Origin of the sequence: Amycolatopsis sp. WAC 04197 (assembly GCF_003947475.1) — a bacterium.
In the GTDB taxonomy this organism is placed as follows: domain Bacteria; phylum Actinomycetota; class Actinomycetes; order Mycobacteriales; family Pseudonocardiaceae; genus Amycolatopsis; species Amycolatopsis japonica.
In genome coordinates, this window is record NZ_QHJK01000006.1 from 63336 (window position 1) to 79377 (window position 16042).

General features: G+C 70.3%; 16 protein-coding genes. 4 read left to right on the plus strand and 12 right to left on the minus strand.

What is annotated here, in order from left to right; genetic code table 11:
* The first annotated feature begins 13 nt into the window (after window positions 1-13).
* Window positions 14-598, plus strand: coding sequence for a dihydrofolate reductase family protein (locus DMC64_RS22430; protein WP_125735153.1), 585 nt, complete (start codon window positions 14-16; stop codon window positions 596-598).
* Between the two features lie 33 nt (window positions 599-631).
* On the opposite strand, the gene DMC64_RS22435 is transcribed toward DMC64_RS22430, so the two are convergent.
* Genes DMC64_RS22435 through DMC64_RS22445 form a run of 3 tightly spaced genes read right to left on the minus strand, consistent with a single transcriptional unit; the run spans window position 632 to window position 2798 of the window.
* Window positions 632-1609, minus strand: coding sequence for an RNA polymerase subunit sigma-70 (locus DMC64_RS22435; RefSeq protein ID WP_125735154.1), 978 nt, complete (start codon window positions 1607-1609; stop codon window positions 632-634).
* Window positions 1610-1614: 5 nt separating this feature from the next.
* Window positions 1615-2025, minus strand: coding sequence for a VOC family protein (locus tag DMC64_RS22440; RefSeq protein WP_037345088.1), 411 nt, complete (start codon window positions 2023-2025; stop codon window positions 1615-1617).
* A 38-nt stretch (window positions 2026-2063) separates the two neighbouring features.
* Entirely contained in the window at window positions 2064-2798 is a 735-nt protein-coding gene (locus DMC64_RS22445) for a helix-turn-helix domain-containing protein (RefSeq protein WP_125735155.1), read from the minus strand.
* A 164-nt stretch (window positions 2799-2962) separates the two neighbouring features.
* Here DMC64_RS22445 and DMC64_RS22450 point away from each other — a divergent pair, with 164 nt between their 5' ends.
* The gene (locus DMC64_RS22450) at window positions 2963-3784 is read left to right on the plus strand and encodes a trypsin-like serine protease (RefSeq protein ID WP_125735156.1); all 822 of its coding nucleotides are present in this window, start codon (window positions 2963-2965) and stop codon (window positions 3782-3784) included.
* Window positions 3785-3798: 14 nt separating this feature from the next.
* On the opposite strand, the gene DMC64_RS22455 is transcribed toward DMC64_RS22450, so the two are convergent.
* The 9 genes from DMC64_RS22455 to DMC64_RS22495 are packed head-to-tail and all read right to left on the minus strand — an operon-like array spanning window position 3799 to window position 14041.
* Window positions 3799-5286: a class I adenylate-forming enzyme family protein gene (locus tag DMC64_RS22455; RefSeq protein WP_125735157.1), complete on the minus strand. Its 1488-nt coding sequence runs from the start codon at window positions 5284-5286 to the stop codon at window positions 3799-3801.
* The gene (locus DMC64_RS22460; protein WP_125735158.1) at window positions 5283-6656 is read right to left on the minus strand and encodes a CoA transferase; all 1374 of its coding nucleotides are present in this window, start codon (window positions 6654-6656) and stop codon (window positions 5283-5285) included. Before DMC64_RS22460 ends, DMC64_RS22455 begins: the two co-directional genes overlap by 4 nt.
* Entirely contained in the window at window positions 6653-7444 is a 792-nt protein-coding gene (locus DMC64_RS22465) for a class I SAM-dependent methyltransferase (protein WP_125735159.1), read from the minus strand. The genes DMC64_RS22460 and DMC64_RS22465 overlap by 4 nt, the downstream gene beginning before the upstream one ends.
* Entirely contained in the window at window positions 7435-8928 is a 1494-nt protein-coding gene (locus DMC64_RS22470; RefSeq protein WP_199755061.1) for a class I adenylate-forming enzyme family protein, read from the minus strand. The genes DMC64_RS22465 and DMC64_RS22470 overlap by 10 nt, the downstream gene beginning before the upstream one ends.
* Window positions 8925-10217, minus strand: a complete 1293-nt coding sequence (locus DMC64_RS22475) for an NAD(P)/FAD-dependent oxidoreductase (protein WP_125735160.1) — start codon at window positions 10215-10217, stop codon at window positions 8925-8927. The genes DMC64_RS22470 and DMC64_RS22475 overlap by 4 nt, the downstream gene beginning before the upstream one ends.
* On the minus strand, window positions 10214-11137 hold the full coding sequence (locus tag DMC64_RS22480; RefSeq protein WP_125735161.1) for a UbiA family prenyltransferase: 924 nt from the start codon (window positions 11135-11137) through the stop codon (window positions 10214-10216). Before DMC64_RS22480 ends, DMC64_RS22475 begins: the two co-directional genes overlap by 4 nt.
* A complete protein-coding gene (locus DMC64_RS22485) occupies window positions 11134-11775 on the minus strand; it encodes a class I SAM-dependent methyltransferase (RefSeq protein WP_125735162.1) in 642 nt (213 codons plus the stop codon). The genes DMC64_RS22480 and DMC64_RS22485 overlap by 4 nt, the downstream gene beginning before the upstream one ends.
* Window positions 11775-12896: a DegT/DnrJ/EryC1/StrS aminotransferase family protein gene (locus DMC64_RS22490; protein WP_125735163.1), complete on the minus strand. Its 1122-nt coding sequence runs from the start codon at window positions 12894-12896 to the stop codon at window positions 11775-11777. Before DMC64_RS22490 ends, DMC64_RS22485 begins: the two co-directional genes overlap by 1 nt.
* Window positions 12893-14041: a DegT/DnrJ/EryC1/StrS aminotransferase family protein gene (locus DMC64_RS22495; protein ID WP_233629772.1), complete on the minus strand. Its 1149-nt coding sequence runs from the start codon at window positions 14039-14041 to the stop codon at window positions 12893-12895. The genes DMC64_RS22490 and DMC64_RS22495 overlap by 4 nt, the downstream gene beginning before the upstream one ends.
* Window positions 14042-14208: 167 nt before the next feature.
* Between DMC64_RS22495 and DMC64_RS22500 the strand changes: the two genes are divergently transcribed.
* Together DMC64_RS22500 and DMC64_RS22505 are read left to right on the plus strand one after the other, a co-directional pair.
* A complete protein-coding gene (locus DMC64_RS22500) occupies window positions 14209-15228 on the plus strand; it encodes a Gfo/Idh/MocA family oxidoreductase (protein WP_125735165.1) in 1020 nt (339 codons plus the stop codon).
* Window positions 15218-16036: a sugar phosphate isomerase/epimerase gene (locus DMC64_RS22505; RefSeq protein WP_125735166.1), complete on the plus strand. Its 819-nt coding sequence runs from the start codon at window positions 15218-15220 to the stop codon at window positions 16034-16036. The genes DMC64_RS22500 and DMC64_RS22505 overlap by 11 nt, the downstream gene beginning before the upstream one ends.
* The last annotated feature ends 6 nt before the right edge of the window (window positions 16037-16042 follow it).

Here is a 16042-nt window from a genome sequence, read left to right on the forward strand (position 1 = left end):
ACCGGAGGCTGACGTGCGGAAACTGACCTTTGCCATGAACGTGACCCTGGACGGCTACATCGCCGCGCCCGGCGACGACCTCGGCTGGAGCGGAGGCGACGGACCGGATTCGTCACCGGGCGACGAGCTGTTCCAGTGGTGGTCCGACCGGGTCGCCGCGACGAGCCTGGCGCTGTACGGGCGCAAGCTGTGGGAGGCGATGAGTCCCCACTGGCCGACCGCCGACCGGCAACCCGGCGCCACCCCGGCGGTGATCGAGTACGCCCGCCGCTGGCGCGACATGCCGAAGGTGGTGTTCTCCTCGACGATCGCCGCGGTCGACTGGAACACCCGACTGGTCACCGGCGACGCGGTCGCCGAGATCACCCGGCTCAAGGCCGGGGACGGCGGCCCGATGGACATCGGCGGCGCGACCCTCGCCGGGGCGGCCATGCGGGCCGGGCTGATCGACGAGTACGTGCTGGTCACCGTGCCGGTCCTGGTCGGCGGCGGCACGCCGTTCTTCACCGCGCTGGACGGCTGGGTGAACCTGACCCTGATGGAGACCCGGACGTTTCCCGGCGGCGTGGTGCTGACCCGCTACGAGACGAGGCGCTGAGGGTGGCTTTCGCGACACGACGGACCTGGACGATCACAGGGTCGGCGGCAGGCCCAGCCAGGGCTTGCCGGTGGCGTCGAAGCCGGTGAGCTCGGCGATCTTCCCGTCGGCGACGCGCAGCACCGCGATGGCGAACAGCCGGTGTTCCGGGTCTTCGGGGGTGCGCAGGTACAGCGCGGCGGCCGGCATGCGGTTGACCGTCGTGGTGATACCGCGCCAGTCGTCGTGGCCGCGCCGGAAGAGCCCGCCGGAGACCCAGCCGTCCACCGCGTCCTTGGCCGTCGTGGTCGTGGTGCCCGCCTCGGGCAGCATCACGAAGCGCAGGTCTTCGCGCAGCAAGGCCGCCAGCCCGTCGAGGTCGTTGCGCTCATGAGCCTCGATGTACGCCTTCACCACGCCACGTTCGCCCTTCGACAGCTCCGCGCCCCGCCAGTCGAGACGGCGGTCGGGCAGCCGCCCGCGCATCGTCACGCGCGCCCGCTGCAAGGCGCTCGTCACCGACGCGACGGTCAGCTCGAGGGCGTCGGCCGTCTTCGACGCCGGCCAGCCGAGGACGTCCCGCAGGACGAACACCGCCCGTTGCCGAGGCGGCAGGTGCTGGACGGCGACGATGAACGCCAGCTCGATCGTCTCCCGCGCCACCACCGATTCCTGCGGATCCTCGGGGAGCATCCGGTCGGGATACGGCTGCAGGTACAGCACCTCGGAGTCCTCCAAGGTGCGGTCCTTGCGCTTCTCCAGGAAATCGAGGCAGGCGTTCGTCGCGATCCGGTAGAGCCAGGTCCGCAGCGCGGCGTGGCCCTTGAACGACTCCCGCTTGTGCCACGCCCGCAGGAACGTCTCCTGCGTCAGGTCCTGGGCGTCCTCGTAGTTCGCGAGCATCCGGTAGCAGTGCACCTGCAGCTCACGCCGGTGGCGCTCCGTGACGAGCGCGAACCGCGCGGGATCGCCGGAGCGGACCACCTCGAGGAACGTGGCCGCGTCCGTGTCGAGCGGCCGGGCGTCGGTCATGGTCGTCAATTCTGCCCGTCGTCCATGGCGGCCGGGTCGTAAGCCAGCAGTTCCCAGCTGTGGCCGTCCAGGTCGTCGATGGCCCGGTTGTACAGCCAGCCCATGTCCTGGGCCGCGCGCGGTTCGGTGGCGCCCGCGGCCAGTGCCGCCTCGACCAGGCCGTCGACCTCTTCGCGCGACCCGGCGGCCAACGCGTTGATCACCTCGATCGGACCGTCCGTCAGGGGTCGCTTGGTGAACGACGCGAACGTCTCACGCGTCATCAGCTGCACCAGGATCGTGTCGGCGAGCGCCACCTGGACCGAGGTGTCACCGCTGAAATCCGGGTTCACCGTGCCGCCCATCGCCGTGTACATCTTCGTGCTCGCTTCGAGGTCGGCGACCGGCAGGTTGACGTAGATCTGCGTGATGGCCATGACTTGTCCTCCAGTAGGTCCGTGTGTCACCACGAAACCTACGGGTGCACCGCGACCTCGGTCTTGTACAGAAGCGACAGCACCTCGTCTTCGCTCGCGCGCCTGAGCTGGGTGGCCGTGCGACCGGTGAACCGGGTCAGCGAGCGGGCCAGATGCGGCTGGTCGTGATAGCCGACCCGGTGCACGACCTCGATCGCGGCCATCCCCTGCCCCAGCAGCATCACGGCCTGCCTCGCCCGCTCGATCTGCCGGATCGCGCCCTGGGTCAGCCCAGTCGCCGCGGCCACGCGCCGTTGCACCGACCGCGGGGTGACCAAAGTGGGCACTTCGCCGCGGAGCACGTCGGTGACCAACGGGTCGCGGATCAGCAATCCGGCACGGACCAGGCGATCGACGAACACATCGGCGTTGTCGTAGCCCGGGGTTTCCCACTCCTCGCCCTGCAGGACGAACGAACGGGCCGTGGTGTGCGAACTCGTCACGGCGGTGTCGACCAGTCCCGAAACCGGCATCGGCGCGAGGTACGCACCGTGGCGGAAGATGATCCCGAGCGTTTCGCCCTCGCCCGGGCCCAGGTCCAGCACCGTGGGACCCGTCTCGGGGCCGCGCACCGCCACGTGCGTCTCACCCCGGTCGCGCCACACCACGAGCTCCCAGTTCGAGTTCGCGATGGACCGCATCCGCGACGGCCCCGCGGCGGCCTGACCGGCACGGTAAATCCGCTCCACGTAGGGAGAGTCGGACGGTCGCTGCTCGACGCCATCAAGGCTCACGAGCAAGAAGCTAGCACCGGGTTCCGAGCCACAGGTGGTACCAGCGCTACCGGCCGGCGTCACGCCGCCACCACCGCGGTTCGGGGGCTGGCCCGATGGTCCCTGACGCGACGGACGACGAAGCTGGACTTGATCGATCCGAAGTCCTCGAACAAAGGAAAAGCATGTCGAAGGTGGCGACCCTACGCCGCAACCTGGTCCGTGCCGCCGCTGTCACGCTGGCGGGAGTGTTCTGTGCGATCGCGGTGCCCGGCAGCGCCGGCGCCGTGGTGAACGGCAAGAACTCCACCGAGCGCTACGAATTCATGGTCTCGATCCCGGAGGTCGTGCCCGAAATGAACAACGCCAAGGGCGTCTGCGGGGCGGTGCTGGTGCATCCACAGTGGGTGGTGACCGCAGCACACTGCGTCGACCCGGACAACAACCCGGCCAGGCCGGAGGGCACCGTGCGCATCGGCAGCGAACGGCGGACGTCCGGCGGTACCGTCCGCACGATCGACCGCTGGGTCCGTCACCCGGGCTACCAGCCGGGCGCGCCGAACAAGAACGACATCGCGCTGGTGCGACTGGACCGTCCGGTCTCCGAACGGCCCATCCGCATCGCCGACCGTCCTGGCCGCCCCGGCACGCCGACCCGCTTGATGGGCTTCGGGACCACGGTCGACACCGCCGACTTGGAAAAGGTCGTGTTCCCCGAACGGCTCCAGCAACTCGACACCCGCATCGGCGCCGTGTCCGAATGCTCGCCCGGTTACGCGGACTCGACCCGGCTGTGCACGGTGAGCCGCAAGCGTGGCGCGATGGCGTGCATGGGCGACTCCGGCGGACCGCAGGTCCAGCGCGGCTGGGGCGGCCGCTGGGAGCTGATCGGCGTCACGTCCGGCCCCGGTGACGACGACGTGCCGTGCGCCAACGGCCCCGGTCTCTACACCAGCGTGCCCGCCTACGCCGGGTGGATCCACCGGACCATCCACGGGCAGCGCTGATCTTTCGTCGGGTCCTATGGTGGGCTGAGTGGGGAGGATTGGGAACGTCGAACGTCCCCAATCCTCCCCGCGATCTCGGTCAACGTGCGATGACAGACCTTCCCCGTACGCCCCAGCGGCAACTCAGGAAGCGCGATCAAGAACTCGGGCATCTTCGCACCGGCGAGCCCCCTGGCGGCAAGGAACGTCTTCAACTCGGGCAACCCCGGCGAGTGTCCATTCCGGACGGACACACATGCGCAAAGCCGTTCCCCCAGAACGCTGTCCGGAACCGGAACACAGGCGACCTCGCTGATCGCGGGATGCTCACCCAGCGCGAGCTCCACCTCGGCCGGACTGATGGTGTACCCGCCGCGGATCACCACCCGTTTCCGCCTGCCGGTGACGTGGAGCCTGCCCTGGTCGTCGAACCGGCCGTTGTCCCCCGTCCGCACCCAGCCCCCGTCGAGCCGGTACGCCGCGTCCAGTTCGGGCGCGCCCACGTAGCACAGCGGTGTCATGGGGCCTCGCGCGCAGATCTCGCCGTCGACGAGACGTATTTCGCATACCGCCGGATCCGGGACCCCGACACCGTTTTCCGGCATCGTCGTATGGCAGTTGACCCCGTCCGAAGAGCCGTAGATGTCGATCATCTCCACCCCGAACCGCCGGCGGCAGGCGGCGCGCGTCGAAGCCGGCAGGGTGTCGCCGCTCGACACGATGGCCACGAGCCCGGGGGCGTCCACATCCGCGGGGTGCTCGACCATGCGCCGCCACATCGCGGGCACACCGAACACGTGGGTCGGCCGGTGCTCGGCGATCAGCCGGAGGGCCGCACCGGCGTCGAACCGGCGGGTCGAGATCAGCGTGCCGCCGAGGCGGCACAGGGTCACAGCGACACCGAATGAGCCGAAGCCCGAAGTCGATGAGACGAGGACCAGGTCTCGCGGCACCGCGGTCTCGCCGTGGACGGCACGGACGTAGTTGGCCCGGCCGCCGGCGAAGGCGTTGTGCGAGTACGCGACCATTTTCGGTTCCGATTCCGAGCCGGACGACACCAGGATCCGGGCCGGAGCATCCGGGTGGACGTCGGCGATGTGGCCCGGCTTCGACGAACCCGACACCCTTCCGCCCTCGATGACGAACCGGACGCCCGCGCGTTCGAGCAAGCCGTCCGCCCCGCGCGGCAGGGGCAAGACCACGGCGCCGAGCGCGAGGATCGCCAGTTCCGCGACCACCGCGTCCCGTCCGTCGGGTTCCCGCACTCCGACGATGTCCGCCGAGCCGCATCCGGCGGCCGCCAACCGGGCGGCCATCGCCCGCACCGCGACATCCAGCGTCGTGTAGTCGAGCGCGCCCTCGTCGTCGATCACGGCCGTGCGAAGCGGATGTTCGCGCACCCGGTCGCGGAACAGCGAATACAGATCGCGGTCGGGGCAGTGTCCACATCGGACCCATTCGCGGCGAACCCCGGCGGGCACGAGGTCACGCAGAACGACCCCGGTCTCCGACACCCAGATCATGACGTGAATTCCCACGGCGACGCGACCAGCGCGCAATCGGCCTGGATGAGGGCGCGGGAGAAGCGTGGATCCGCGGCGAGTGCGGCCAGGTCGTCGCACACCGGCACCGACAGCGGGCGGTCACATCGACGGCCGGCGCCCGCGTTGAGCCGGTACGCCGCGGACAGGAGTGACGACGCGACCCGCGTCGCACCTTGCGCCAGACCCGTCACGATCCCGTGCGCGCACACGATCCCGCCGAAGACGTCGACGATCGTCATCAGCGACGGCGGAACCCCCGCGTGAGCCTGGACGACGAAATCCGTGCCCACCGGTGGTTCCGGCCCCAGTTCCGTCCCCCAGCCCGACGCGTGCGCGTACAGGATCCCCGGCCGCGCCCGCGCGAGATCGAGTGCGCTCAACGACCACCGCTCCGCCTTGCCCGGCGCCCAGTTGTGCAGGAACACGTCGGCCCCGGCGGCGAGTTCGAGCAGGTGCCGCCTCCCGTCCGGGGTGTTCAGGTCGATTTCGACGACCTCCTTGCCGTCGTTGAGCGCGCGGAACCGGGCCGAGGTGTGGCCGGCGATCGGCGGAACCCACCGCAGCGGATCACCGCCCGGCGGCTCGATCCTCAGCACCGTCGCGCCGAGGAGACGCAACAGGTGACCCGCGAGCGGGCCCTGGACCCGGCGGCAGGATTCGAGTACGACCAAGCCGGACAACGGAAGCGGCTCCACCGCCCGCACCGGACGGTAGCCGCGGCCCTCCCCGCTCACGACGAACGCGGGAGCCCGGTCGAGCGGCTCCTTCGCCATCCGCACCAGCGTCATGCCCGTCAGAAGGGCGACCTGCTCGAGCTCTCCGATCGGTCGTGCGGCAAGGGCCTCCCACAGCCGCGGAGGCAGAGGGCAGGTCGCGGTCGCGAAGCGGTGCAGGAACGGATGCCAGCCACTCGAAATCGCTTGCGTATCGGCTTCGAGCGTCGTCCAGAACCGTTGCCAGACCGCCGGTTCGAGGGTTTCGATCTCGAACGGGACACCGTCGGCCGAGTGGAAGGGCGGCCCGCCGGGGACGAACGGCTCCCGATGCTCGTCCTCGGTGGTCGCCGCCGCGAGATACTGCGAGATCGCCAGCAACGCCGCCTGTGCCAAGGAAGTCGACACACCGCGCAACGGGATCCCCCGGCCACGCGCGAGCTTCAGGGAGACGGCGCCCAGCGCGGAGAGCTCGGCCGCGAGGATGGACGCGTAGTCGAGACCGAGCCGGGTCGGTTCGCCGAGGCTCCGGCCGTGCACATGCATGATGCCGCAGGCGGCTTGGACGTCGAGCTCGCCGGCCAGCGGCAGATCGACCGGCCCGGCCACCGTCACCGTGTCCAGCGCGGTGATCATGCGGGCCGCCTGCCCCGCACCGAGTACACGACACACGACGACGCCCGGAATCCCGGATCCCGCATGACCGCCCGCACTTCGGCGAGCTCGCCGTCGGTCATCCCCGCGGCGACCAGCCGGTCCCGCAGGTGATGTGTGTGGTGGATCAGCAACTCCAGACCGGGTGATCCGGCCCGCCACGGGAAGACCGACGGCACCGGATCGACGTCGACCAGCCCGGCCGCGACCATGGACGCGGCCGCGCGACGACCCCACGTGCCGTCCCCGCCCGCCATGGAGAACGCTTTTTCCTTGGCCGACAGGAAAGTCTCGTAGAGGTTCGCGGCCCTCGCGTCGGGCGCCAGCAGGACCGGGCCGTAGGAGATGTCGAACTCGTCGATCTGCATCCACCCACCCGGTTTCAGCGCGCGGACAAGCTTACGGAGTACGGCCTCCCGCTCGGGCAGATGCTGCAACACCAACCGGGTGTGGACGAGGCCGAACTCCGCCTGGGGCAAGGGATCGTGGACGACGTCGTGCCGGAGGACGGTCAACCCCGGCGCGGGCACGATGTGGTGGGGTTTGATGTCGGTCGCCAGCACCGTGCCGGTCGGCGCCACTCTGGCGGCGAGCCACTGGGCCACACCGCTGCCACCCGCGCCGACCTCGAGACAGGACCAGCCGGCCCCGACACCGGTCCCCGCCAGCCGCGTGAAGGTGACCGGGTCGTACGCCGCGGAGAGACAGCGATGCTGCTCGACGGCGTGCCCGCTGTCGTTGTCGAACGCGTAGGCCGTGCTCACGTCCACCTTCCCGAACCGTGCGTCGCGGCCGTGCCGGTCAGCCGTGCCAGCAGTTCCAGGCGCCGTACCTTCCCCGTCCCGGTTCTCGGCACTTCGTCCCACGAGAGCACCACGGGCTCTCCCAGCGGCGGCAGGTCGAGCACCGCCTTCCGCCATTCCGCCGTGTCCAGCCCGTCGTCGGTCACGACGACCGGGATCGGCGCGCGCCCGGCCGCGGAGAGCAGCACGCATTCGGAGATGGCCGGGAGGCGGTCTTCGATCGCGTCCTCGACCGCGAGGCAGCTCATCCCCGGCACGCTGTCGACCTCGCGATCGAGCAGCGTCACCGCGCCGCCGTGGTCCACCACGCCGAGATCGCCGGTGTTCCACCACCGCCCGTGCACCTTGGCCTCCCATCGGTCCTGCTCCCCCACGTACGCCACGCATCGCGCACGCGTGCGGGCCAGCAACAGCCCGCCGGTGCCCCGCGGCACCGGTTCGGCGGTCTCCGGGTCGACGACCCGCAGCCGGGCGAGACCCGGCAACGGCCTGCCGAGATCACGGGTGGTGTGCGCGGTACGTCTGGTGAAGAACCGGAACGACAACGGACCCGTCTCCGACTGGCCCCAGCCTTGCATCCACAGTGGACACTTCCGGCCGCTGGCGTGGAGCATCGTCCGGATCACCGGTGGGTGCACGGCGTCGTAGGTGCTGACGAACCTCCGCACCCGGAGGAACGGGTTCTCCGGCGAGTTCGCGAGTGGCCGCCAGCGCGCGTACGCCGACGGAAGGGCTTCGATGACGGTCGGCCGATGACGCCCGAACATCGACGGCGCCGAGGAGGGATCGCTCAGGATCACGATCTCCCGCGGCGCGAGGCACAACGCCGACGCCGTCCAGCAGAAGGTCCGGCCGTGCGCGTACGCGCTGGCGTTGGCCAGCACGTCGTCGCGTCGGAGACCGAGGACGGGCCAGCGGATCGCCTCCGGGCGCGCCAGCCGGTCGATGATCGTCCGGGTCGTGTGGACCACCAGCTTCGGCGTCCCGGTCGTCCCCGAGGTGTGGCAGATGAGCAGCGGCTCGTCGGCGTGCCTCCGGTGCACCGCGGGCGGTGGCGCGGCGGCGAAGTCCTCGACGCGCAGGATCCGGTCCGCCCGCAGGGAAGGCCGGTCGGTGACCAGCACCGCCGGGCCGAGACGGCGCAGCAGGAGCTGCACGGTGTCGTCCGGCAGCAGTCCGGACAGCTTCGCCGGCACGGCTCCGATCCGTACCGCGGCGCAGGCGAGCAGGTCGTAGTCCCAGTGGCCGCGTTTGACGATGGCCACCCGGTCCCCCGGCTTCACCCCGGATTCGGACAACCATCCCGCGGCGTCCCGCACCAGGCGGGCGAGCCCGGCGACCTGGTACGCCGTCCCGCGCTCCGGAGCGATGTCGAACGGCCGGTCGAGATACACCCACGTCCGGTTGTTCGCGCACTCGTCGAACAGCGTGCCCATGTCGTGCGGCTTCATCGGGCCCTTTCCTTCGCCGGGCGAGCGGCCAGCCGTCGCGCCGCCCGCAGACCGGAGCGGACGGCCGACTCGCTGCACGGGCTCAGGAACACCCAGTCACCCGCGTAGTCGACGACGCCACGACCGAGCCCAGCCTCGAACCCGGCGCGCAGGGCCAGCGCCCGAGGCGTCGCTTCGGGCAACGCGTGGCGTACCCGCCGGACGATCACGCGGCGGGTCGCCGACCGCAGACCGGGAACGAGCGGTTCGGCGGCGCCGGTCAACCGGCTCGCGACGTCCTCGTCGGAGGCGTCCAGCAGGTCCGGCACCACGGCCGGATGGGCCATGAGCGTGACCAGCCCCCGGCCCTCCGGCGCGCGGCCGGGATGTTTCAAATGGTCGAAGATGACCGTGGAGACCGTGCCGTTCTCGGCGGTCGGTACCACCAAGGCGTAGTCGGGGCCACCGAGCGGGCGATCGAGAAGCAGGTGCGCCTTGACCACCGGCGTGAACGAACACTCGCGGAGAAAGGCCGAGCCGTGCCCCTGGTGGACCCGCGCCGCCACCGGGGCGGGGACGGCCAGCACGACCGCTCGCGCGCTGATCTCCCGCGTACCGCTCGAAAGGCGCGCCGAGGAACCGTCGTCCACGACCTCATCGACGGGGAACCCCGTGGTGACGTCCGTTTTCGCGGCGAGGGCACGGGCGAAGGTGTCCATGCCGTCGCGGTACGCCCGCCAGGTCGGCGGTGGCCCCACCGCCGTGAGCAGCGCGAGCAAGGGCGCCGCCGCGGACCGGGCCGGATCCCAGCCGAAGAAGCCGGAGACGATGGGCTGCAGCAGGTACCGCAGCAGGTCCGGATGATGCGGTGCGGCGAACTCCGCGACGGTGGCCCCGCCCAGGCTCGAACTCTCCGGGCGTTCGGTGTCGAACGTGCCCCTGATCATCCGTGCCGCGTCCCATCGCGCCCGGAGGGACAACCCGGCTCCGGTGACCAACCCCCGCGTCTGCGCGACGCCGGACCTGGCCTTGCCGCGCCACATCGCGATGCCGCGTCCGATCGGGGGCGCCGCGCTGGGCCCGACCCCCAGTTCCGCCAGCAGCCGCCAGGTCTCGTCGTAACCCCGCTCGGCCATCTGCTCGGCGCAGGTGTCGATCAGGTAGCCGTCCTCGCGCAGGGTCGTCATCCGGCCGCCGACCACGTCGGCCGCCTCGAAAACCCGCACCTCACGCCCCGCCTTGCCCAGCTGGTACGCGGTGGTGAGCCCGGCGACACCCGCGCCCACCACCGCCACGTCGACGTCGGTCACGTGATCACCACCAGGTTCACCAGGACGAGCGTCAGCACGGTGAGCCGGTGGATCCGGATGCCGAGCATCCGCGCCCGCAGGATGTCCCCCAGCGCGAACCCGAGCCACAGCTGCCACCCGCGGGACACGATCGTGGGTACGAGCGCGAGGGGGAACCACCACGGGCCGCCGAGGGCGGGGACGGCGAGGATCAGCGCGAGTTCGGCCGCCGACACGCCGATCACGAAGAACATGTTGCCCCGCACCGAGGTCAAGGCGGCCACCGTCGGCCTGCCGACCCGGCGGTCGCCGTCGACGTCGTTGGTGTTGGAGTAGACGCCGAACAGCAGCGGCCCCAGACCGAAGAGCAGTGCCTGGGCGAGCGCGAACCCGGTGAACTCGCCGGTCGCGAGGCCGTACGGCGCGAGGAGCAGCGCCCAGCCGAGCGCGGCGATGAAGAACTCCTGGAAGCCGTGGTAGCTGAGCTTCACTCCCCACGAGTACTGCAACGAGAAGAAGTAGGTGACCACGATCAGCACGACCGTCCACAGAGGACGATAGGGCGCGATCGCGATGGCCGTGAGCCACAGTGCCGCGCCGACGACACCGGTCGCCCACGCGAACCGCAGCACCTGGTTCTCGTTCAGTGTTCCGGCGACCAGTGGCTTCCGGTATCGCTTGCGCCGCGCGTCGTCCGGCGAGTAGTTCGTGATGTCGCTGCCGTCCCGATAACCCGTGAGATCGTCCAGCGCGACCATCGCCGCGATCACGAACACCTCGCCGAGCAGGAACACCCCGACGGTCGCCAAGACCCCCGGGTCGAACCTCGACATCGGCGCCAGCAACGTCCACACCACGACCACGCCGAGGTAGTAGTCGACGATGTCGAGCTTCGCGAGCCTGAAATACGCTTTGCCGCGAGTGACGGCGAGGGTGGTCATCGCGGGTCGTCCAAGGCGATCGACGCGACGAACGACCGGTCGCCGCCGTAGTCCAGCTCACGTCGGTCGAGCAGACGGGCGCCGGGGAGCAGGGCCAAGTACTCCTCCACGGTCCGCAATCTGGAGAACCGGCCAACCGGGATCTCCGCGTCCTCGTACTCGACCAGGACGAGATGCCGTGCCGCCGCGGCGATCGCCCGGCACGCGTCGGCGATCTCGTCGTCGTCCAGGACGTGCATCAGCACCCATACGCAAACGGCGACGTCGAACCGCTTGTCCTTCCAGGGAAGCCGCTGGACGGTCGTGCGCACGAAGTCCACCGTGGACAGATGCGCGCAGTTCTCCCTGGCCAGCGCGAGCATGCGCGGGGTCATGTCGATCGCCGTCACCGCACGCGCGTGCGCCGCGATCGACGGGGTGAGCCTGCCCATCCCGCAGCCGATCTCCAGCGCGGATCCCACCTCGCCGAGTGACTCCAGGAACCCTGTGACGAGCCGGATGGTGCGGGCGGTCGTCCCCGCCGCGAGTTCGGCGGGCTGGGAGGCGCGCATGACCCGGGTCAGCCCGGCCCGCTCCGCGCGTTTGCGCCATTCGTCGGCGACCTCGCTCGGCGCGGGGGTGCGGGTAACCTGCTGCATCACGACTCCTTCGCGAATCGGCACACCGCGTCCGCGATGCGTTCCACCTGCCCGTCGGTCAGCTGCGGGTAGATCGGGATGGCCAGCGTCCGCCGCGCGGCCAGTTCCGCCGCGGGCCAGGCGTCGCCCGGCCGGGTGTAGGGAGCGAACGCGGGCTGCCTCGGCAACGGCGCCGGGTAGTAGACGTGCGAGCCGATGCCTCGCGCCGCGAGGTACTGACGGAGTTCGTCCCTGCGCTCGCAGAGGAGCGAATAGACGTAGTAGCACCGTCCATCACGGGCGGGAGGCGGCGCGAGCACACCGCAGCCCGCCAGTTCGGTGAAGCGTTCGGTGTAGTACTCGCCGATCCGTGCCCGGCGCCTCAGCCGCCGGGGCAACGTCGGGAGCCGGTACAGCTGGAACTCCGCCATGATCTCGTCGAACCGGCTGTTGTAGCCGATCCGGTGATACACGAACCTGGACTTGCCGTCCTGGCCGTGGTTGCGCAGCATCCGCACCGTCGAGCCGAGCCCGGCGTCGCGGGTGACGACCATTCCGCCTTCACCCGGCATGCCGAACGTCTTGACCTGCACGAACGAGTAGACACCGGCGTCACCCCACATCCCGGCGGGGGTGCCCGCGAGGGTCCCGCCCTGGGCGACCGCGGAATCCTCCAGCAACCGGGCACCCGCTTCGGTGGCGATCCGGCGCAACTCCGGCATATCCGCCATGACCGAGAACATGTGCGCCGGCATGATCACCTTGGTGCGCGGCGTGACCAGCCGGGCGACCGCGGCGGGATCGGCGACCATCGTCCACGGGTCGATGTCGGCGAACACCGGCGTCGCGCCGAGCAAGGCGGGCGCGGCCGCGAGCGGAGCGCAGCCGAAGGCGGGCACGATCACCTCGTCCCCGGCGCCGACGTCCATCGCGCGCAGGACCAGCGTCAGCGCCGAGGTTCCGCTGCCACAAGCGACCGCGTCCACGGCGCCGACCGAGTCACGGATGGCCGCTTCGAACCGGGCCGTGCGCTCGCCGAGGATGAATTTCTGCTCGGGTGCGAGACCGACGCGACGGACGATGTCCAGCAGTTCGGCACGGTCGTCGTCGAACAGATCCGTCGGGAAGAACGGGAGGGTCATCCTCGCCGCCCGTGGTAGAAGTCGCGGATCGCGTCGCAGACCCGGTAGCAGTCCCCGGCGGGCATGTCCGGATACAGCGGTAGCGCGAGCGTGTGACGGCAGGCGCGCTCGGCGTTCGGGAATTCACCCTTCCGATAGCCGAGGCCGTCGAAGCAGGGTTGCAGAGGAAGCGGGGTCGGGTAGTAGATCTCGGTCTCGACCCCCACCGCCGACAGATACGCCGCCAGGTCGTCCCGCGCGTCGACCTCGACCACGTAGACGTAGAACACGCCGCCCGGCCGGTGTTCCGGCAGCTTGCGCACACCCGCCACTCCCGCGAGCGCCTCGCTGTACCGGGACGCCAGTTCCGCGCGCCGGGTGATGTCACTGTCGAGCGTGGTGAGCTTCGAGAGAAGCACCGCGGCCTGGATGTCGTCCATCTTGCTGTTCACACCGGGCAGGCCGGTCGCCGTCGAGATCGCGGGGAAGTCGGCGATCGTGACGCCGAAGCGGCCGTGGTGGCGGAGCGCGTCGGCGGTCGCGGCGATCCGGGCGTCGTCGGTGAGCACGGCGCCTGCGTCACCGAGCGCGCCCAGTGTCTTCGTCGGGAAGAACGACAGCACCCCGCCCGCGCCGAACAGGCCCGCGTGCGTGCCGCGGTGACGCATGCCGATGGCCTCCGCGCTGTCTTCGACCACCGTGAGGTCGAGACGTCGCGCGACGCGAAGCACGCCGTCGATGTCCGCGAGCCGCGAGAACAAATGCGTCGGCATGACGAACCGGGCGCGCTCCCTGGCGGCGCCCGCTACCGCGGCGGGGTCGATGCCGTACCCGTCCGCCTCGATGTCGGCGAAGACCGGCGTGCCGCCCGCGAGCACGACCGAGGTCGCCGACGCCCCGAAGGAGAAGGCGGGGACGATCACCTCCTCGCCGGGCTTCAGACCCGCCGCCCTCAACAGGAGGACGAGCGCGTCCGTTCCGCTGTTCACCCCGACGACGAACCTCGCGCCGGTGTACTCCGCCAGCGCGGACTCGAGTTCGGCCACCTTGGCACCGTGCGAATACTTGCCATTTTCGACGACGTCGAGAATATGTCTCCTGGTGCCGGCCCACGTCCGCTCGAATGTGGCCGATTGATTGAAGAAAGACACCGACAGCGTACCCACCTCCGGTGGCGTAGGAACCGTTTCCGAGCGTAGGACAGGCAATCCGGCCGTCCGCCCACGTTCGCACTTCCTGGTCAACCCGTGGCCGAACTGTTGACAGTTGATCTTGACGATGTCAGTTTCGAAATGGATTTCCTGATTGCGAAACTCGAGGAGCGAGCTCGCCAGTGCGATCATTCGTCGTGGGACTCGGCCGGGCAGGCGCGGGTCTGCATCTCCCCGTCTTGGCCAAACTCCGTGAACGGACCCCGAAGCTCTTCGACGACCATCCTGTCGTGGCCTGCGAACCGAGGGAGACCGTCGTCTCCCGGCCGGGTCTGGTGGTCGCGCCGACCCTCCACGAGGCGGCCGACGGGCTCTGCCCCGCCGACACGATCGTGCACATCTGCACGCCACCGACCCAGCGCCTGGCGGTGCTCTCCGATCTCGCCGCACTGGGCTTTCGCAAGATGATCGTGGAGAAGCCCCTCACGACCGACATCGACGACCTCGCCCGGATCGTCCGCTTGCGCCGCAAGTACAAACTGCACATCGAGGTGGTCGAACCCTGGCTCGCCAGCAGCCTCACGAAGCGGCTGGTCGAGCTCCTCCGCGGTGGCCGGTTCGGCGCCGCGAAGTCGATCGACGTCGTGCAGAACAAGCCGAGATTCCGCCGGTCGCTCGTGCGGCCCGGGCACCCGACCGCCTTCGACGTCGAGCTGCCGCATGGTGTCGCGCTCGCGCTGCGGCTCGCGGGCGCCGCCCGGGTCACCCACGCGTCCGGAACCGATCTCGAGGTCGAGGGCAACGTCGGCCCGCGGATGGGCGGGGCGGCCGTCGGCCTCCGGCACAATTCGGGTGTCCACACGGAGATCCGCTCGGATCTCACCTCCCCGGTCCGCGAGCGGCGGGTCACCGTCGAGTTCGAGCAGGGCAGCGCGATCGGGCATTTCGCGGTGAGCGGCGACGACCATCACTCGCAGTTGACGTTGCGTTCGAACGGCCGGTCGGAGCACGTCGTCCTGCGGGACGACGCGATGACGGAGTGGATGTTCGAGGCCTACCGGAAGTTCCAGCTGGGCGGGGAGCAGACGCAGGGCTTCATCTTCGCCACCGAGGTGGTGCGGCTGCTGTCGGTGGCCAAGAACATCTGCGCGGAACCGGTCACCAGCCCCGAACCCGACGCGGTGGCGTCCCATGCCGGCTGACCCGGTGCTCGCCGGCATCACGGACGAGGCGGCGTACGACATCGGTGGCCAGCTCTCGGTGCTCGACGAACTGGGCTGGAAGGCGATCGAACTGCGCACGGTCGACCGGGAGGCCGTCGCAGACCTCACCGACGAGCGGTTCGACGCCGTCGCGACCGCTCTGTCGGACAGCGGCGTGCGCGTGGTCTGCCTGGCCTCCCGGATCGGTGGCTGGGCCCGTCCCGCCGGTACCGATTTCAGGCACGACCTCGAAGAACTCGACGTGCTCGCCCGGCGGGCTCGGGCGATCGGCACCGGCTACGTGAGGATCATGTCCTATCCCCACGACGGGCTGAGCGATCGCTCCTGGCGCACGCTGGCCATCGAGCGGATCATCGTTCTCGCCGAGCGGGCCGAGAGGCAGGGGGTGACGCTGCTCCACGAGAACTGTTCGGGCTGGGCGGGCACGCGGGCCGAGCGCATGCTCGACCTGCTGGACGAAGTCGCGAGCCCGGCGCTGAAGCTGTTGTTCGACACCGGCAACGGCGTCGCCCACGGCTACGACGGGTTCGACCTGCTCGCCGACATCGTCGGTCACGTCGAGCACGTGCACGTCAAGGACGCCGACGAACGTGGCTTCACCCTCCCTGGCGAGGGCTCCGCGCGGGTCGCCGACTGCGTGAAACTGTTGCGGGCCAACGGGTACCAGGGCGCGTGGTCGCTGGAGCCGCATCTCGCGCTCGTACCGCACGAACAAGGGGCACTGGCCGACGGCGCGGCGGCCGCGTTCGTCGCCGCGGGCCGGGCGATGACCGAGCTCCTCCGATGAGGCCCG